Here is a 19,017-nt window from a genome sequence, read left to right as displayed (position 1 = left end):
CCCGACGGTGCTGGGACAATGCACGAGGATCCGATCTTGAGCTCGCCAGTACCCGTAGTGAATGTTGCAGTCGCAGCAGCCGCTTTCGCGGCGGCGAGCGATGAATGGGCTGTGGCGCTGAGATTGGATCCGACAGCCCACCAGGTCGAGTTAGATCTGGACTTCATCACGAACTTGCCGGAGGCGGTGGCCTGGGTCGAGATCGACCGGGGCTCGGGCGAAGCGATCGCCGTTGCTGCACCGAATGACAGGCCGGACACGATGGTGGCAGCGGCCAGCCCGGCCGCACCCATGGACTTGAGGGCAGTCGATGCCCTCTTCTTGTGAGACATGTGCATCTTTCAGGACAGGCCGCGCGACGGCGGCTGTGCGGTAAGGGGGCACGCCCGTGGACAGACTCCAACGGCGCATGTGTATTCAGAATATCACGTGAAATACCAACATACGAACATGCTACCTCACTTGCGCCCGACTGGGAGTTGAGTGGGACTGGCGCAGGTTTGTGCTCCCTGAAGTTGACTCCAGGTGACTCAGGAGTAGGGTTGAGTCCATCGGACGCAAGTCCAACGACTTACCCCCAAGCAAGAGGAGCAACACATGGGACGTGCAGTAGGCATCGACCTCGGAACCACCAACTCCGTCGTCTCCGTTCTCGAAGGTGGCGAGCCCACCGTCATCGCCAACGCCGAAGGCATGCGCACCACGCCGTCGATCGTGGCGTTCACGAAGGACGGCGAGGTCCTGGTCGGCGAGACCGCCAAGCGCCAGGCCGTGACGAACGTCGACCGCACCATCGCGTCGGTCAAGCGTCACGTCGGCACCGACTGGACCACCGAGATCGACGGCAAGAAGTACACGCCGCAGGAGATCTCGGCCCGCACCCTCGGCAAGCTCAAGCGCGACGCCGAGCAGTACCTCGGCGAAGACGTCACGGACGCGGTCATCACCGTGCCGGCGTACTTCAACGACGCCGAGCGCCAGGCCACGAAGGACGCCGGTGAGATCGCCGGCCTCAACGTCCTCCGCATCATCAACGAGCCGACCGCCGCCGCTCTCGCCTACGGCCTCGACAAGGGCAAGGAAGACGAGCTCATCCTGGTCTTCGACCTCGGTGGCGGCACGTTCGACGTCTCCCTGCTCGAGGTGGGCAAGGACGATGACTTCTCGACGATCCAGGTCCGCGCGACCTCCGGTGACAACCGCCTCGGTGGTGACGACTGGGACCAGCGCATCGTCGACTACCTGGTCAAGAAGTTCAAGGACGAGCACGGCGTCGACCTGTCCACGGACAAGATCGCCAAGCAGCGTCTGAAGGAAGCGGCTGAGCAGGCCAAGAAGGAGCTGTCGTCGCAGATGTCGGCGAACATCCAGCTCCCGTACCTGACGCTCACCGCCGAGGGCCCGCTGAACCTGGACGAGACCATCTCGCGCGCACAGTTCGAGCAGATGACCTCCGACCTGCTCGACCGCACCAAGAAGCCGTTCAACGACGTCATCAAGGAAGCCGGTGTCTCGGTCAACGACATCGCGCACGTGGTGCTCGTCGGTGGCTCGACCCGTATGCCCGCCGTGGCCGAGGTCGTCAAGTCGCTGACCGGTGGCAAGTCCCCGAACCAGGGCGTCAACCCGGACGAGGTCGTCGCAGTCGGTGCCGCGCTGCAGGCCGGTGTGCTGAAGGGCGAGCGCAAGGACGTCCTGCTCATCGACGTCACGCCGCTGTCGCTCGGCATCGAGACCAAGGGCGGCCTGATGACGAAGCTCATCGACCGCAACACCGCGATCCCGACCAAGCGGAGCGAGACCTTCACGACCGCTGACGACAACCAGCCGTCGGTCGCCATCCAGGTCTTCCAGGGCGAGCGCGAGTTCACCCGCGACAACAAGCCGCTCGGCACCTTCGAGCTCACCGGCATCGCCCCGGCTCCCCGTGGCGTGCCGCAGGTCGAGGTCACCTTCGACATCGACGCCAACGGCATCGTGCACGTGTCCGCCAAGGACAAGGGCACCGGCAAGGAGCAGTCGATGGTCATCTCCGGCGGCTCGTCGCTGCCGAAGGAGGACATCGAGCGCATGGTCCGCGAAGCCGAGGAGCACGCCGCCGAGGACAAGGCACGTCGCGAGGCCAACGAGCGTCGCAACCAGGCCGAGCAGCTCGTCTACTCGATCGAGAAGCTCATCAAGGAGAACGACGAGAAGCTCCCCGCGGACGTCAAGTCCGAGGTGCAGGCCGATGTCGACGCGCTCAAGTCCGCTCTTGCGGGCGAGGGCGACGACGCCGTGAAGACCGCCTTCGACAAGCTCAACGAGTCGCAGGGCAAGCTCGGCCAGGCCATCTACAGCCAGCAGGACGCAGCAGCCGGCGCCGCCGGTGGCGAGCAGCCCGCGGGTGAGCAGCCGGCCGACGACGAGGACATCGTCGACGCCGAGGTCGTGGACGACGAGGACGACAAGGACAAGAAGTAACGATGACGGATCCCAAGGACAACGCGCCCCACGAGGACGAGCCCCAGGTCGAGGGCGACGCCACGAACGCGGCCGAGCCCGAGGACCTCATCGAGGCGGAGGGGCCCGACGTCGAAGTACCGACGGACGGCCCCGCCGCCGGGGGCCCGGCGGCCGATGCAGCGAACGACCTCTCCCCGGAGGACGAAGCGCTGCTCGCCGACGCGGCCCGCGGCATCGCCGAGGACAAGCTCAGCACCGAGGACCGCGACCTCGTCGCGGAGATGCGTGCGGACATGCTCCGTGCGCAGGCCGAGCTGGTGAACTTCCGGAAGCGCGTCGAGCGTGACCGGGAGGCCAACCGCGAGGTCGCCATCGCCGAAGTGGTGCGGGCCCTGCTGCCGGCGCTCGACGACCTCACCCGGGCCGAGGCCCACGGTGACCTCGCCGAGGGGCCGATGCAGGTCATCGGCCAGAAGATCCGCGGGGGCTTCGAGAAGTTCAAGCTCGTGCAGATCGGCGAGAAGGGCGAGGCGTTCGACCCGAACATCCACGAGGCGATCGTCCAGCTCCCCACCCCGGGCGCCACCGGACAGACCGTCGCGGACGTCGTCGAGCCGGGCTACAAGCTCGGTGAGCGCGTCCTCCGCGCGGCCAAGGTCGCGGTGGCGGTCCCGGCCTGAGCCGGGTCCCCAAGGTGACGACAGAAGAAGGCAGGTGATCCATGGCCAGTCAGGATTGGTTCGACAAGGACTTCTACAAGGTCCTCGGCGTGTCCAAGGACGCCTCCGACGCCGAGCTGAAGAAGACGTACCGGAAGCTCGCGCGGCAGTTCCACCCGGACTCCAACCCGGGTGACGCCGCCGCCGAGAACCGCTTCAAGGAGATCAGCGAGGCGTACTCGGTGCTCTCCGACAAGGAGCAACGCCAGGAGTACGACCAGGTCCGTGCCATGGGCTCCGGCGCCCGCTTCACAGCGGGCGGCGGGGGCCAGGGCGGGTTCGAGGACGTCTTCGGCGGGATGTTCGGGCAGCAGGGCGGCGGCGGACAGCGTGTCCGCTTCGGCCAGGGTGGCCCCGGCGGTGCCGGTGGATTCGAGGACATCCTCGGCGGGATGTTCGGCGGAGGTGGCGGCTTCGGCCAGACCTCCGGCGGCTACCGCGGTTTCGGCGGGCCGACGAAGGGCCGCGACGTCACGGCGTCGACGACCCTCGACTTCACCACGGCGATCGCCGGTGACACCGTCAAGCTGTCGCAGGGCAACGGCCGACCGGTGAACGTCCGCATCCCCGCGGGCGTCGCCGACGGTCAGAAGATCCGTCTGCGCGGCCGCGGCGAGCCCTCGCCCGATGGCGGAGAGGCCGGTGACCTCGTGGTCGCCGTGTCGGTGCGGAAGCACCCGGTGTTCGAGCGCGACGGGCTCAACCTGCGCGTGGACGTCCCCGTGACGTTCACCGAGGCAGCGCTCGGCGCGACGATCGAGGTCCCGACGCTCGGCGGTTCGCCCGTGAAGCTCAAGGTCGCCCCCGGCACGCCGTCGGGTCGCGTCCTGCGCGTCAAGGGCCGCGGCGTCACGACGAAGAACGGCACGGGCGACCTGCTCGCGACCGTCCAGGTCGCGGTGCCGTCGCACCTGTCGGACAAGCAGCGCGAGGCCGTCGAGGCACTTGCGGCTGCGCTGCCCGACGAGAACCCCCGCGAGGACCTCCTCGCCAAGGCGCGCGACTAGCGTCGCGCACGCAATGCAGTAGACCCGGCCTGGAGGAACGGCGCGGCTTCCTGACGGACGCTCGCCGTTCCTCCAGGCTGGTTTCCACCCCACGCGGACGACGGAAAGGAACGCGCCATGACCGACATGGACGAGAACTCGCCCGTCTTCGCGATCGCGGTCGCTGCGGAGCTCGCCGAGATGCACCCGCAGACGCTGCGGCAGTACGACCGGCTCGGCCTGGTCGTGCCGGGTCGCACCCGGGGTGGGTCGCGGCGGTACTCGATGCGCGATGTCGTGCAGTTGCGCGAGATCGCGCGACTCGGCTCCGAGGGGGTGTCGCTGGAGGGGATCCGGCGGGTGCTCGACCTGGAGAACGAGAACAAGGCGCTGCGCGACCGGGTGCGCGAACTCGAGTCGGCGTTGGCCGACCAGCTCATCAACCGGCCCGGTGCGCGGGTCTTCGCCGCCACCGCGAGTGGTGCGGCGATCTCGCTCAAGGCGGGGTCGCGGCCGCAGCGGAACACGCAGATCGTCCTGTACCGCGGACCGCGCTGACGGGGATCGACAGGCGAACGCCCCCGGTGACCGAGTGGTCACCGGGGGCGTTCTGTGTGGGCTGTGTGGCTTACTTGACGGTGAAGCGGACGGGGAGCTCGCTGGTGGCGTTGCCGGGCGTGGTCTGCTTCGCGGTGAGGGCGTAGCTGCCACGGCCGAGGTCGATGTTCGACGCCACGCTCCACTTGCCGTCGGCGTTGACCTCGGCGGTCGCGACGACGCGGGAGGTGCCGCGGATCTCGATCGTCGAGCCGGCCTGGCCGGTGCCGGTGAAGGTGGGGCGGGGTCCGGTGGTGGTGCCGTTCATCCCGGGGGACGTGACCGTCAACGGCGCTGCCGTGGCGGTGACGGAGAAGCGGACGGGGGCTTCGCTGGTGGCGTTGCCGGTGGTGGTCTGCTTCGCGGTGAGGGCGTAGCTGCCGCGGCCGAGGTCGATGCTCGACGTGGCGCTCCACTTGCCGTCGGCGTTGACCTCGGCGGTCCCGACGACGCGGGAGGTGCCGCGGATCTCGATCGTGGACCCGGCCTGGCCCGTGCCGGTGAAGGTGGGGCGGGGGCCGGAGGCGGTGCCGTTCATCCCGGGGGACGTGACCACGAGCGGTGCGACGGCGTCGTCTTCGGTGGTGAAGGCGATGTTGCGCATCACCGAGGAGCGTCCGTCGGCGGTGGTCTGCGTGAACGTGACCTCGTACCCGTCCTTGCTGGTCAGGTCGGCGGTGGCGTCCCAGGTGCCCACGCCCGACCGTGCGCCGTCTGCCTTCGTCTCGAAGAGTCGCTGGCCGCGCTGGTCGGTCGCGGTGATCGTCGCGCCGGCCTCGGCGGTGCCGGCGAACGCCCGCTTGCCCGGCGTGTAGTCGTTCTCGTCCGCGAGGCCCTCGACCCGCAGGAGGCGGGGAAGCGCAACGCGCTCCGATGTCCCGCTGAAGTCGCGGCCGTTGAAGACCAGGTTGACCATGTCGAGCTGCTTGCCGGTCGCGGCGGCGGCGATCGTGTAGCTCCACACCGCATCGGCGCGGGTGGTGTGCCCGACGACGCGGTCTCCGTCGAGGATCCAGAGCCCAGGAGCGTCATCGCGCTCCCCGACCACCTGGACGCGCCCGTCCGGGTAGACGAACACGGACCGGAGGGACGGTGCGGCGGCGGTCGGGTCGATCGGCAGCTGCTCGAGCGCGACGGGCACGCGGGCCGAGGAGGTGCCGTCGGCAGTGCGTCCGACGACGTAGACCGTGGAGCCGACGCGGTCCTGCGGGAGCCGAGCGGAGTAGCCGGTCTCGCCGAGGCTGGCGTCGGCGATGGTGGAGCCGGCTTCGTCCTGCACGACGACCGAGTCGACGTCCTCAGCGACGGAACCCGCCACGACGAACGACCCGTCGAGGACGCGCCCCTTCTGCACGACCGTCGGCGCCTGCGGCGCCTCCGATGCCGCCGGCGAGAACCGCACGTCGCGGAGCTCGTTCTTCCGACCGTCGGTCGTCGTCTGCGTGAGGGTGATCACGTGGTCGGAGTCGGCGAGGTCGGCATCGGCGTTCCAGGTGCCGGTCCCGTTGCGTGCCCCGCTGACCTCGGTCGTGAACAGGGTGGCGCCCGAGGTGGTGTCCTTCGCGACGATCGTGGCACCGGCGGTCGCACTGCCGGCGAAGTGGGTGGTGCCGGGCGTGAACGTGTTCTGCTGCTGCAGTCCGTCGATCTTGATGGTGCGGGGGATCGGGGTGCGCTCGCCGCGGGTCTGGGTGCCGTCGGCGGCGGTGTGGACGCGGATCGCTTCGAGCGGTTCGTCCTTGTGGCGGTCCTGCACGACGAGGAAGAAGATGCCGGTGGTGCTCCGGTCGTACACCTGGTTGCCGCTGACGAGCCAGACGTCGTCGCCACCACCGGCTCGTCCGCCGACGATGCGGGATGACCACGGGGTGCTCCAGTCGATGGAGAAGCGCAGTGCCTCCAGCGAGGGATCGACGGGGATGGAATCGAAGTCCGGAAGAGTCTCCTGCACGGTGGAGTCCGACGACGAGGCGGCTGCGGGAGTGGCGGTGGCAGCGGTGGCGGCCGCGGGCGTCAGCAAGCCGAAGCCGAGGGAAGCGGTGAGGACGCCGCAGACGACCGCGGCGCTCCGGAACGATGTGGATGCCATTGAGGGCTCCTTCTGGTGGGGGGGACTCCCAGTGTATTGACATGTGAAATACACAGGCTGTTGATATCGCGAGTGCAATCACCATGCGCTTCGCCGCGGGCTGTCGCCGGGTACGCTGACGCGGTGCCAGACTTCGCCGACCTCTTCCGCCGACGCGACGACGACGCGCCCGACCTCATCGCGATCGACGGCACCGACCGCTTCCTGCTCGACGAAGCACCGCACGTGCACGGCGACGCACTCCGGCAGCCGGGCGAGGTCGCGGTCGTCGACGACCGGTACGGGGTGCTGACGCTCGGCCTCATCACGCAGTACGGCGCGAGCGACATCCGGGTCGTGCAGGACTCCCTGGTGGGGGAGCGGGCGCTCGAGGCCAACGCCGGCACCTTCGGACTCCGTGGGTTCCACCACCCCGACTCGTTCGAGGCTGCGTTCCGCGACGTCCGGCTGGTCGTGCTGCGGCTGTCGAAGTCGCACGACCGTCTGGACGAGATCGCCCGCGCCGTCGCCCGGTTCGCCGCGCCCGACGTCGTGTTGCTCTGCGGCGGCAACGTCAAGTACATGAACCTGTCGCAGAACGACGTGCTGCGCCGGTCGTTCGGCGACGTCGCTGCCTCGCGTGGCCGGGGCAAGTCGCGGCTGCTCATCGCGCAGGACCCGCTCCGCGCCCAGGCCACCCGTGCCGCGACCACGAACCCCTGGCCCCGGTCGGTGCACGTCGACGACCTCGGCATGACCCTGGTGGCACACGGTGGCGTGTTCGCGGGGACGTCGCTCGACCAGGGCACGCGGGTGCTCCTCGACGCGATGGACCGAGCGGTCCCCACCGCGCGCACGGTCGTGGACCTGGGGAGTGGCAACGGCGTGATCGCAGCGGCGATCGCGCTGCGCCGACCGAACGTCCGCGTGGTCGCCACCGACGTGTCGCGGATCGCGGTGGAGTCGACGCGCGCGACGGCGGAAGCCAACGGGGTCGCCGACCGGGTGACGGTGCTGCGGACCGACGCGGGCGACGAGCTCGCCGAGGGGTCCGCGCAGCTGGTGCTGTGCAACCCGCCGTTCCACGCGGACACGGCGGTGACCACGGACACCGCCGAGGCGATGTTCCGGAACGCGGCCACGATCCTCCAGGCCGGCGGTGAACTGTGGTGCGTCTGGAACACGCACCTGCGCTACCGGCCGGTCCTCTCGCGCCTGGTCGGGCCGACCCGCGAGGTCGTCAGGACCCCGAAGTTCACCGTGACGGCCTCGGTCGCGACGAACCGCTGACGGCCACGGACGGCGAGAGCCGCCCGGGCTGACCCGGACGGCTCTCGCGACGTGCTGCTGTGCTGGGATCGATCAGGCCGGCACGTAGTCGAACGTGTCGGGGTCGGGACCCGTGCGGTGGCCCTTGTCGAGGCCGGTGATGTCCGTCATGTCCTCGTCCGAGAGCTCGAAGTCGAAGATCGCGAAGTTCTCCTCGACGCGGGCGCGCGTGACGGACTTCGGGAACACGATGTCGCCGCGCTGGATGTGCCAACGGAGGACGACCTGCGCCGGGGACTTGCCGACCGACGAGGCGATGCGGGTGATGGTCTCGTCGTCGAGCACGAGGCCCTGCGCGATCGGGGACCACGCCTCGGTCGCGATGCCGTGCTCGCGGTTGTAGGCACGGAGTTCGTCCTGCGCCAGGTACGGGTGCACCTCGATCTGGTTCACGGCCGGGGTAATGGTCGTCTCGGCGGCGAGGCGGTTGAGGTGGTTGGTCTGGAAGTTCGAGACACCGATCGACCGGGCGGTACCGGCGGCGTAGAGCTCCTCGAAGGCCTTCCACGTCGGCACGAAGTCCGAGACGGTGGGCAGGGGCCAGTGGATGAGGAAGAGGTCGGTGTAGCCGCCGAGCAGCTCGGCCGACTTCTTGCCGTTCTCCAGCGCAGCCTCGGGGTCGTGGAAGCCGTTGTTGAGCTTCGAGGTGACGAAGATCTCCTCACGCGGGATGCCGGACGCAGCGATCGCCTCACCGACCTCCTTCTCGTTGCCGTACATCTCGGCGGTGTCGATGTGGCGGTAGCCGACCTCGAGCGCAGCCAGCGTGGCGGCCTTCGTCTCGGAGGGGTCGATCTGGAAGACACCGAAGCCGAGCTGCGGGATGGTCTTGCCGTCGTTCAGGGTGATGTTCGGAACGGTCATGGACCCATGCAACCAAACGCCCCTCAGCGCGCATTCCGCCGACACCCAGGAACGGCGAGCCCGGGCGCGCCGCGCGGGCTGCGCCGCTCGGGCTGCGCCGCGCGGGCTGCGCAGCTCAGGAGAGCGCAGCCGTGATGTACGCCTGCAGTGCCTGCCCGTACGCGATCGCGGGCACCTCGGACGCGAAGCTGCGGTCGACGCCCCCGATCGTCGCGGTCACCGTGAAGACCACGCGCCCGCCGACCGGCACCCGGGTCAGCCCGATGAACGACGGCCCGAGCAGGTCGCGCAGCTGGTCCTCGCGGGGCAGCCAGAGCGACTCCGACGCGGTGACCGAGTCGAGGGCCCACTCCGTGGTGCCGTTGAAGCCGAGGATCGTGCCGGTGGGGGAGTCGTGCCGTTCGACGGTCATCTCGGACACCGTGTAGACGTCGTCGTCGATGCCGGGCTTGTCGATCACGAACCGGTCCCCGGTCTCGGGGTGCCAGCGGAGGCCGGCGTCACGGAGGGACCTGGCGAGTTCGACGGTGATCACGTTCCCACCTTGCCCGCGCGACCCGCCCCTGTCACCACCTAGGTTGCCGAAAGCATCCCGTACTAGCATCGCCGAGCACCCCTCGCGCGAGCGCACCCCGTTCGCGCGCGCGGCGTGACGACGCCCGGGCAACCGGTGCCGCGCCTCCAGGCCGTGGGACCGGTCGTGGGCCGGGCCGCCGGCCGGCGTCCCCGACCGAGGCTGACGGACACCCTGCCGCCGAAGAGAAGGACCCGCATGACCCTCGAACGCGAGGAACTCCGCGACCACTGGACCGTGACGATGGCCGGAGGAACCGGTGCGCCGGACGGCGTCGTGGGCCGCACCATCCCGGCGACGGTGCCGGGCCAGGTCCACACCGACCTGGAGCGGGAGGGCCTGCTGCCGGACCCGACGTTCCACCTGAACGAGCAGGCCGCCAAGTGGGTCGGCCGCGCCGACTGGGCCTACCGCCGCACGGTCGACGTCGACCCGCGCGGACACGAGCGCGTCGACCTGGTCTGCGACGGCCTGGACACCGTCGCGGAGCTCAGCCTGGACGGCGTCGTCGTGGGCACGACCCGCAACATGCACCGCCGCTACCGGTTCGACGCCCGGGTGCAGACGGGGTCCGGTGGCACCACGAAGGACCTCGAGATCCTGTTCGAGTCGCCGTACCGCGAGGCCGGCCGGGTGGCCGCGAAGGCCGGCAGCATGCCGGGCCCGTACGACGAACCGTTCCCGTACATCCGCAAGATGGCGTCGAACTTCGGCTGGGACTGGGGCCTGACCGCGGTCACGAGCGGCCCCTGGCGGCCGGTCGCGATCGAGCGCTGGTCGACCGCGCGCCTGCGCGAGGTGCGTCCACTCGTCGACGTCGAGGCCGGTGAGGGCGTGCTCGACGCCCACATCACCGTCGAGCGTTCGGGGATGAACGACCTGGACCAGGACGGCGAGGACGACGACCTGGTGCTCGTCGTCACCGTGAGCGGCGAGACCGAGGACGGCGCCACCACGCGTCAGCGCTCCCGCGCGCAGCTGACCCCGAAGGACGACGAGACGGTCGTCACCGTGCGCGTTCCCGAGGCACGACGCTGGTGGCCGCGCGGCTACGGCGCGCAGCCGCAGTACGACGTCGTGGTCGAGCTGCAGACCGTCGACGGCGAGGTGCTCGACCGCGACACGTTCCGCACCGGCTTCCGGTCGACCCGGATCGAGACCCAGGTGGACGGCATCGGTCGCCCCTTCGCGGTGCACGTCAACGGCACCCTCGTCGACGTCCGTGGCGTCAACTGGATCCCCGACGACGTCATCGTCTCGCGCGTGGACCGCGCCCGGCTCGAGTCCCGGCTGGGTGCCGCGGCGTCGCTCGGCACGAACCTCGTGCGCGTCTGGGGCGGCGGCGTGTACGAATCGCGCGACTTCTACGAGGTCTGCGACGAACTCGGACTGCTCGTCTGGCAGGACTTCCCGTTCGCGTGCTCGGCTTACCCGGAGGTCGAGCCGATCCGCAGCGAGGTCATCGCCGAGGCGCGGGACAACGTCGCCCGGCTCGCCCGCCATCCCTCGCTGGTGGTCTGGAACGGCAACAACGAGAACATCTGGCTGCACGACGCCGACGGCTGGGGTGCCGAGCTGGGCGATCGGGGCTGGGGCCTCGACTACTACCTCGACCTGTTGCCGACCATCGTCGACGCCGTCGACCCGTCGCGCTTCTACACGGTCGCGTCGCCGTGGTCCGGTTCCGAGTCGCTGCCCGCGAACGAGGTCGACCACGAGACGCACCACTCCTGGGACGTCTGGAACCGGCTGCCCGACACCGCCTACCGCGAGTCGGTGCCGCGCTTCGTGTCCGAGTTCGGCTGGCAGGCGCCGCCCGCTTGGCGCACGCTGCGCGAGGCGGTCACGGACGCGCCGCTGCGGGTCGACTCGCCCGGTGTGGTCCACCACCAGAAGGCGGCGGACGGGATGGCCAAGCTGGCCCGCGGGCTGGAGCCGCGCTTCGGCACGGTCGATCCGGCAGCGTTCGACGCCTGGCACTACCTGACGCAGCTGCAGCAGGCACGGGCGATCGCGACCGGCATCGAGCACTGGCGCACGCACTGGCCGCGGAACACCGGCGTGGTGGTGTGGCAGCTGAACGACCTGTGGCCGGTGTCGTCGTGGTCCGCGATCGACTCGGCAGGGCGGCTGAAGCCGCTGGCGCACGAGCTGCGCCGCCTGTACGACGACGTGCTGCTGACGATCCGTCCGGTGTCGTCGGTGTCGGTGGCGCCTGGGGCGGCCGACGCGTCCGGTGCGGTCGTTCCGACCAGCGCGTCGGGTGCGTCGGGTGCGTCGGGTGCGGAGCGGACGGGAGGCCCGGATCACCCGGGTGCGCCGCCTGCGGTCGGCGAGACGGCCGATCTGGGTGCGCTCGCGGACACGCTCTCGCTGGGCGTCTCGCCCGGCGCCTTCGGGTCCTCGCCCGTCGAGGTGGCAGTCCGGTCGACCCGCACCGGGCACGACAGCGTCGTCCGGGTGCGCCGGATCACCACGGCCGGCACGATCCTGGCCGAGGTGTCGCTGCCGGTCCGGTTGTCCGGCGCCGGCGTCGCGGTGGTGTCGCTGCCCGAGTCGGTGGGCGTCGTCGACGACCCGGCGAACGAGCTCATCGTCGCGGACATGGACTGGCGCCGTGCGGTCTGGACCCCCGGCCCCGACGCTGCGATGCGCTGGGAGCCGGCGCGCTACCGGACCGCGTTCGCGGTGGTCGACGGCGGCGTGGACCTGACCGTCGAGGCTGACTCGCTCGTCCGCGACCTGCTCGTGCAGCCGGACCGTGTGGCGGCCGGCGGCACGGTGGACCGCGGGTTCATGACGCTGCTGCCCGGCGAACGGGTGGTGTTCCGTCTGCGCGGAGTGACCGAGGCCGACGTCCCCGCGCTCCGGGAGGCGCCCGTGCTCTGGAGTCTGGACCGCGCACTCGACCGTTGATATGCAGAACGACACGGTGATATATTTAATGGTGCGCCGCTCGATGTCGTGACCTGAGCGACTCCGGCGTCCGATCGATCTCCTCGTCGATCGGTCGACAGGAGGCCCCAGATGTCGTTCGCGATGCGCCCACCCACCGGAGCGGTCCCCACCGTGCTCCACTCGACCGTGCTCCACCCGACCGCGCTGAACTCGACGGTGCCGACGTCCGCCGGGCCGGTCGGTGCCACGGCGTCACTCCGGACGGTCGCTCCGGCGGGGGCGCGCCGGGGGTTCGTCCCCGCGGTGGCGTTGCTCGACCTCGCGCTGCTGCTCACCGCGTTCGCCATCGCCCACGTCGTGCGGTTCCCCTGGGAGCTCGCATCCGTCCGACCACGCTCGGGCTGGTTCGAGTTCGTGGTGGCCCCCGCCATCGTCGTGGTCTGGATGCTCCTGCTCTCGGCGTTCCGCACCCGCGACCCCCGGATCGCCGGCATCGGCGGCGAGGAGTACCGCCGCCTCGTCACCGCGAGCCTCGTCGCCATCGCCGGGGTCGCGGTCGTCGCGTACGCGGCGCAGCTCGACCTGGCCCGCGGGTACGTCGCGATCGCGTTCCCGCTGGGGCTCGCGTTCCTGGCGCTCGGCCGCAAGGGTGTCCGCACAGTGCTCGCCCGGAGTCGCGCCCGGGGCGAGCACCTGCAGGACGTCCTGATCGTCGGCGACGCCGAGGACGTCCGGTACGTGGGTGCGCGGATCGCCGCTGCGCCGAGTGCCGGCTACCGCGTGCGGGCCGTCGTCACGGACTGCGCTCCGGCCGGGGCCCGTGTCGACCTGGGGGCGACAACGGCTCCGGTCGTCGGGGGCATCGATGACGTGCTCGCGCACGCCCGGGCCGAGGGCGTCTCCGCCGTCGTCGTCGCGGGTGCCGTCCGTGGTGGGCACGCCCGCCTCCGTCGCCTCGGGTGGCAGCTCGAGGAACACGGCGTCGAGCTCGTGGTGTCCTCCCCCCTGGCCGACATCGCCGCCGGGCGGGTGCACGAGCGCCCGGTCGACGGGCTGCCGCTCATGCACGTCGAGACCCCCGACTACCGCCGCCGGATGGGCAAGCGGGCGCTCGACGTCGTCGGCGCCGTGCTCGGCCTGGCGTTGCTCTCCCCGGTCCTGGCCGCGGTCGCGCTGGCGGTCCGCGCTGACGACGGCGGGCCGGTGTTCTTCCGGCAGGTCCGCGTCGGTCGCGGTGGCGCGGAGTTCCCGATCCTGAAGTTCCGGACGATGTGCGTCGACGCCGAGGCGCGCATGGCTGCTCTGCAGTCCGAGAACCAGGGCGCCGGTCCGCTGTTCAAGATGCAGGACGACCCGCGGGTGACCCGGGTCGGTGCCTTCCTGCGACGGACCTCGCTCGACGAACTGCCGCAGCTGTGGAACGTGCTCACCGGGTCGATGAGCCTGGTCGGCCCCCGACCGGCCCTGCCCCGCGAGGTCGCGCTGTACGAGGACTTCGCCGACCGCCGACTCCTCGTGACCCCGGGGATCACCGGCCTGTGGCAGGTCAGCGGCCGATCGGACCTCGACTGGGCCGAAGGGGTGCGGCTCGACCTGCACTACGTCGAGAACTGGTCGTTCCTGCACGACCTGGTGATCCTCGCCCGCACCGTCCCGTCGGTGCTGCGGTCCCGCGGCGCGTACTGAGCGCTGCGCTTCCCTGGACGAACGGTGTCCGTTCCGGGGGCCGGCCTGGGCTTCCAGGGGCGGGGGAGTTACGATGGAGGCACACGGACTTCCGCCGCGTGGGTCGACGACGATCACCGGACGGCGACCAGTTCCACAACAAGGAGTCATGATGCTCGGAAACCTCGGCGGCATTCACCTGCTGATCATCCTCGGGATCGTCATCCTGCTGTTCGGCGCGACCAAGCTCCCGGCGCTCGCCAAGGGCCTCGGCCAGTCGATCAACATCTTCAAGAAGGAGATGTCCGACGACGAGAAGAAGGCGCAGGCCAACGGCACGGCTCCGGACGGCACGGTGCAGAACAGCACCGTCCAGAACGTCCCCACCGAGCCCGCCGCCGGTCCGGTCCTGAACCCGGGGCCGACCGCGCAGCCGAACACCGACTCCCGGCGTTAGGACACCCAGCCCCGTCCTGTCGGCAGCCCCCGCGACCACACCGGTCGCGGGGGCTTCGTCGTGCGGGATCGACCGCGGGGTACCCGGTGCCGCAGGATGAGCACATGACCGCTCCCGTTCCCGTTCCGGCCCCCGTGCCGCACGGTGTCGCGCCGCTCCGGGACGACCGGCGGATCGTGCTGGTGGTGGCGATCCTGGCGTCGTTCGTCGTCGGGCTCGACTCGAGCGTCGTGAACGTCGCACTCCCCGCGATCCGGCAGGAGCTCGGCGGCGGACTCGTCGTGCAGCAGTGGGTCGTCGACGCGTACCTGGTCACCCTGGGCTCGCTCATCCTGGTCGCCGGCAGCCTGTCCGACCTGTTCGGCCGCGTCCGGATCATCACGTGGGGGCTCGTCGTCTTCGGCATCGCGTCCGTGGTGTGCGCGATCGCCCCGACCGGCGAGGTGCTCATCGTCGCCCGGGCGCTGCAGGGCGTCGGCGGAGCGCTCGTCATGCCGAGTGCGCTCGCGCTGATCGTGGCGGCGTTCCGCGGGGCGGCGCAGGCGAAGGCGATCGGCACGTGGACAGCCTGGTCGAGTGCAGCCACCATCCTCGGGCCCGTGGCCGGCGGGCTGGTGGTGGACGGGATCGGGTGGCGGTGGATCTTCGTGCTCACCGCGGTGCCGATCGCCGTGACGATCCCCCTGGTCCTGCGCATCACCGGCGAGGTGCACCCAGTCGTCCGCCCACGCATCGACGTCGTCGGGGCGCTGCTCGCCGTGGTCGGGGTCGGCGGTGTCGTGCTCGGGCTCATCGAGCAGGAGCGGCTGGGGTGGGGTTCCCCGGTGGTGGTCGCCGCGCTCGTGCTCGGTGCCGCTGCCCTCGTGGCGTTCGTGCCGTGGGAACTGCGGGTGACCCGGACGGCCGGGTCGCCGCTCGTGCCGCTCGAACTGTTCCGGGCGCGCAACTTCACCGTCGGCAACCTCGCGACGCTGTCCATCTACGGCGCACTCGGCATGGTCTTCTTCGTCGTCACGCTCTTCCTGCAGGAGGTCTGGCGGTTCCCGGCCTGGCTCGCCGGCCTCGCGACGCTGCCGCCGACGATCATGTTGCTCGTGCTCTCCACCGCCGTCGGGTCGTTCGCCGGTCGGTACGGCCCGCGCTGGTTCATGGCCGCGGGGCCGGCGGTCGGTGCGGTCGGGGCGCTCCTGCTGCTGTTCGCCGGCGACGACCCGGACGGCTACTGGTGGTCGGTGTTCCCCGGACTGGTGCTGATCGGCGTGGGCATCGCGCTGATGGTCACACCCCTGACGAGTGCGGTGCTCGGTTCGGTCCCGCAGTCCGAGGCCGGCTCCGGGTCGGCGGTCAACAACGCCTTCGCCCGGATCGCCGGCCTGGTCACGGTGGCACTCGCTGGCGTCGTGCTCGGCGGCGAGGTGAGCGTCGAGGGGCTGCACCGGGCCATGGTGGTGATGGCGCTCCTGCTGCTGGCCGGTGCCGTCGTCTGCGCGGTCGGGATCCGGAATACGCCCGCGCGGACGTAAGTTGAGTGGAGTAGACTCAAGTCCAGGACCACCGCAACGAAAGGACGGAACGCATGGCGAACCTCCAGGGCGCTCCTGACTCGCAAGAACGACAGAAGACCGCCCTCGAGCAGTACGGCATCGACCTCACGACGATCGCCCGCAGCGGCAAGCTCGACCCCGTGATCGGACGTGACTCCGAGATCCGGCGCGTGTCCCAGGTGCTCACGCGCCGCACCAAGAACAACCCGGTGCTCATCGGCGAGCCCGGCGTCGGCAAGACCGCCGTCGTCGAGGGGCTCGCGCAGCGCATCGTCGCCGGCGACGTCGCCGACTCCCTCAAGGACAAGCGGCTCATCTCGCTCGACATCTCCGCCCTGATCGCCGGCGCCAAGTACCGCGGCGAGTTCGAGGAGCGGCTGAAGGCCGTGCTCAAGGAGATCAACGACTCCGACGGGCAGGTCATCACGTTCATCGACGAGCTGCACACGCTGATGGGGGCCGGTGGCGGCGAGGGGTCCGTCGCGGCGTCGAACATGCTCAAGCCGATGCTCGCCCGCGGTGAGCTCCGGCTCATCGGTGCGACGACCCTCGACGAGTACCGCGAGTACATCGAGAAGGACGCCGCCCTCGAGCGTCGCTTCCAGCAGGTCTACGTCGGTGAGCCCAGCGTCGAGGACGCCGTGGCGATCCTCCGCGGGCTCAAGGAACGCTACGAGGCGCACCACAAGGTGACGATCAACGACTCCGCACTGGTCGCCGCCGCGAGCCTGTCGAACCGGTACATCTCCGGCCGCCAGCTGCCCGACAAGGCCATCGACCTGATCGACGAGGCCGCCAGTCGACTCCGCATGGAGATCGACTCCAGCCCCGTCGAGATCGACGAGCTGAAGCGGAACGTCGACCGTCTCCGTGTCGAGGAGTTCGCGCTCAAGCAGGAGAAGGACGACGCCTCCAAGGCCCGCCTCGAGACCCTGCGCAACGAGCTGCACACGCGCGGGGCCCGGCTGGCCGAGCTCGAGCAGCGCTGGCAGGCCGAGCGCGCGAGCCTGAACCGCATCGGTGAGCTCAAGCAGCAGCTCGACGACCTGAACATGCGGTCGCAGCGAGCCCAGCGCGAGGCCGACTACGAACTCGTCTCCCGCCTGGAGTACGGCGAGAAGCCCCGCATCGAGGCCGAGCTCGCCGCCGCCGAACAGGCCGAGAGCGCCGACCGGATGGTGAACGACAGCGTCACCGACGAGGACATCGCCGCCGTCATCGCGCAGTGGACGGGCATCCCGCTCGGCCGACTGCTGCAGGGCGAGACCGAGAAGCTCCTGCACCTGGAGAGCGAGCTCGGCCGCCGCATCATCGGGCAGCGCACGGCCGTGACCACCGTGTCCGAGGCCGTCCGGCGCACCCGCGCCGGCATCTCCGACCCGGACCGTCCGACCGGTTCGTTCCTGTTCCTCGGCCCGACGGGCGTCGGCAAGACCGAGCTGGCCAAGGCGCTCGCCGAGTTCCTGTTCGACGACGAGAAGGCCCTCGTCCGGATCGACATGAGCGAGTACGGCGAGAAGCACTCCGTTGCCCGCCTGATCGGTGCCCCGCCCGGGTACGTCGGGTACGAGGCCGGTGGGCAGCTCACCGAGGCCGTCCGGCGCCGTCCGTACTCGGTGATCCTGCTCGACGAGATCGAGAAGGCCCACCCCGAGGTGTTCGATGTGCTGCTCCAGGTGCTCGACGACGGACGGCTCACCGACGGCCAGGGCCGCACGGTCGACTTCCGGAACACGATCCTGGTGCTGACGTCGAACCTCGGGTCGCAGTTCATGACGGACCTGTCCCTGAGCGACGTGCAGCGGGAGGAGGCGGTCCGTGAGCTCGTGCAGCAGGCGTTCCGCCCCGAGTTCATCAACCGCCTCGACGACATCGTGGTGTTCCAGGCCCTGACCGCCGAGGACCTCGGACAGATCGTGTCGCTCTACGTCGACCGGCTGGCTCGTCGCCTGACCGACCGCCGGCTCGAGCTCGCGGTCACCCCCGAGGCGCGCGGCTGGCTCGCGGAGCGCGGGTACGACCCGCTCTACGGTGCGCGGCCGCTGCGTCGCCTGATGCAGCGGCAGATCGACGACCGGTTGGCCCGCGCGATCCTGTCGGGTGACGTCCGTGACGGCGACACCGTCCGGGTGGACGTCGCCGCGGACGGCGACGGCCTGACGGTCGAGCCCTTCGAGCTGGCCGAGATCGTCGAGGAGTAGCCCACCAAGACGGACGGGAGGCCCGCCACCGGTTCCTGAGACCGGTGCCGGGCCTCCAGGGTGTTGGCTGCAGAGCATGCCGGAGATCCGCGCGCTCCGCCGCCTCACCGACGCCGTCGAGCACGCCAGCGTGCTCGACAAGGCCGTCGACATCGACCGTGCCGTCGTGAATGCCCTGGCCAAGCCGAAGGCCCTGCGTCAGCTGCTGCACGGAGTCCCGTTCGGTCACCCGATCCACCCGCTCATGGTGCAGGTGCCGCTCGGCGCCTGGATCTCCGCCGCGGTGCTCGACCTGCTCGGCGGGAAGGGCAACGCGAAGGCCGCCAAAACCCTGGTCGGCGTCGGGGTCGTCTCGGCGAGCAGCGCCTCGGTCGCCGGCTACGTCGACTGGTCGGAACTGGACCGCGAGCAGCTCCGCACCGGATGGGTGCACCAGGCCGTGAACTGGACCGGGCTGTCGCTGTACGGCCTGTCGTGGCTGCAGCGGAAGCGCGGCAACCACGGTGCCGGCAAGATGCTCGGCTTCGCCGGGCTCGCCGTCGTGAGTGTCGGCGGGTACCTGGGCGGACACCTGTCCTACCGGCAGCGCGCCGGCGTCAGCGACCACGGTGAGGTGCCGTTCGACGCCTGATCTGCCTCCCAGGTCCAGTACAGGTACGTCACGTGTGAT

Annotated in this window: 15 protein-coding genes; 12 read left to right on the top strand and 3 right to left on the bottom strand. The window is 70.4% G+C overall.

Translation table 11 applies throughout. From position 1 onward, the window contains the following. The first annotated feature begins 36 nt into the window (after positions 1-36). From ITJ50_RS09610 to ITJ50_RS09590, 5 genes are all read left to right on the top strand, one after another. Positions 37-327, top strand: coding sequence for a hypothetical protein (locus tag ITJ50_RS09610; protein WP_139179641.1), 291 nt, complete (start codon positions 37-39; stop codon positions 325-327). A gap of 270 nt (positions 328-597) precedes the next feature. Further along, positions 598-2,463, top strand: coding sequence for a molecular chaperone DnaK (dnaK, locus tag ITJ50_RS09605; protein ID WP_194590382.1), 1,866 nt, complete (start codon positions 598-600; stop codon positions 2,461-2,463). Positions 2,464-2,465: 2 nt separating this feature from the next. Beyond that, complete coding sequence (locus ITJ50_RS09600) at positions 2,466-3,125, top strand: nucleotide exchange factor GrpE (RefSeq protein WP_082046895.1); 660 nt, start codon at positions 2,466-2,468, stop codon at positions 3,123-3,125. A 41-nt stretch (positions 3,126-3,166) separates the two neighbouring features. Beyond that, positions 3,167-4,171 carry a DnaJ C-terminal domain-containing protein gene (locus tag ITJ50_RS09595; protein ID WP_017886377.1) on the top strand — a complete coding sequence of 335 codons (1,005 nt, stop codon included), beginning with the start codon at positions 3,167-3,169 and terminating at the stop codon, positions 4,169-4,171. Between the two features lie 126 nt (positions 4,172-4,297). Further along, positions 4,298-4,708, top strand: coding sequence for a heat shock protein transcriptional repressor HspR (locus ITJ50_RS09590; RefSeq protein ID WP_027464889.1), 411 nt, complete (start codon positions 4,298-4,300; stop codon positions 4,706-4,708). A 70-nt stretch (positions 4,709-4,778) separates the two neighbouring features. Here ITJ50_RS09590 and ITJ50_RS09585 read toward each other — a convergent pair whose 3' ends face one another. Continuing rightward, the gene (locus tag ITJ50_RS09585) at positions 4,779-6,836 is read right to left on the bottom strand and encodes an Ig-like domain-containing protein (protein WP_017886375.1); all 2,058 of its coding nucleotides are present in this window, start codon (positions 6,834-6,836) and stop codon (positions 4,779-4,781) included. Between the two features lie 123 nt (positions 6,837-6,959). Here ITJ50_RS09585 and ITJ50_RS17880 point away from each other — a divergent pair, with 123 nt between their 5' ends. Next, positions 6,960-8,105, top strand: coding sequence for a class I SAM-dependent methyltransferase (locus tag ITJ50_RS17880; RefSeq protein ID WP_071250560.1), 1,146 nt, complete (start codon positions 6,960-6,962; stop codon positions 8,103-8,105). 72 nt (positions 8,106-8,177) lie between these two features. Here the strand turns inward: ITJ50_RS17880 and ITJ50_RS09575 are convergent, their stop codons facing one another. Then, positions 8,178-9,008 (bottom strand): aldo/keto reductase, encoded by an 831-nt coding sequence (locus ITJ50_RS09575; RefSeq protein ID WP_017886373.1) that lies wholly within the window; start codon positions 9,006-9,008, stop codon positions 8,178-8,180. Positions 9,009-9,123: 115 nt separating this feature from the next. Beyond that, complete coding sequence (locus tag ITJ50_RS09570) at positions 9,124-9,543, bottom strand: hypothetical protein (protein ID WP_017886372.1); 420 nt, start codon at positions 9,541-9,543, stop codon at positions 9,124-9,126. A gap of 237 nt (positions 9,544-9,780) precedes the next feature. On the opposite strand from ITJ50_RS09570, the gene ITJ50_RS09565 reads away from it, so the two are divergent. The 6 genes from ITJ50_RS09565 to ITJ50_RS09540 all read left to right on the top strand — a co-directional run bounded on the left by ITJ50_RS09565 (position 9,781) and on the right by ITJ50_RS09540 (position 18,978). Beyond that, complete coding sequence (locus ITJ50_RS09565) at positions 9,781-12,498, top strand: glycoside hydrolase family 2 protein (protein ID WP_056069539.1); 2,718 nt, start codon at positions 9,781-9,783, stop codon at positions 12,496-12,498. A 111-nt stretch (positions 12,499-12,609) separates the two neighbouring features. Next, entirely contained in the window at positions 12,610-14,166 is a 1,557-nt protein-coding gene (locus tag ITJ50_RS09560) for a sugar transferase (protein ID WP_052481748.1), read from the top strand. A gap of 148 nt (positions 14,167-14,314) precedes the next feature. After that, positions 14,315-14,602 carry a twin-arginine translocase TatA/TatE family subunit gene (gene tatA / locus ITJ50_RS09555; RefSeq protein WP_416354616.1) on the top strand — a complete coding sequence of 96 codons (288 nt, stop codon included), beginning with the start codon at positions 14,315-14,317 and terminating at the stop codon, positions 14,600-14,602. Between the two features lie 104 nt (positions 14,603-14,706). Further along, positions 14,707-16,125: an MFS transporter gene (locus tag ITJ50_RS09550; protein WP_194590381.1), complete on the top strand. Its 1,419-nt coding sequence runs from the start codon at positions 14,707-14,709 to the stop codon at positions 16,123-16,125. A 53-nt stretch (positions 16,126-16,178) separates the two neighbouring features. Then, the gene (locus ITJ50_RS09545) at positions 16,179-18,347 is read left to right on the top strand and encodes an ATP-dependent Clp protease ATP-binding subunit (RefSeq protein WP_194590380.1); all 2,169 of its coding nucleotides are present in this window, start codon (positions 16,179-16,181) and stop codon (positions 18,345-18,347) included. A gap of 76 nt (positions 18,348-18,423) precedes the next feature. Continuing rightward, the gene (locus ITJ50_RS09540; protein ID WP_194590379.1) at positions 18,424-18,978 is read left to right on the top strand and encodes a DUF2231 domain-containing protein; all 555 of its coding nucleotides are present in this window, start codon (positions 18,424-18,426) and stop codon (positions 18,976-18,978) included. The last annotated feature ends 39 nt before the right edge of the window (positions 18,979-19,017 follow it).

The organism is Curtobacterium sp. VKM Ac-2889 (assembly GCF_015350855.1).
Lineage (GTDB): Bacteria > Actinomycetota > Actinomycetes > Actinomycetales > Microbacteriaceae > Curtobacterium > Curtobacterium poinsettiae.
Note: the sequence above shows the minus strand (reverse complement) of the source record. Positions and strands in the feature narration are given on the sequence as shown.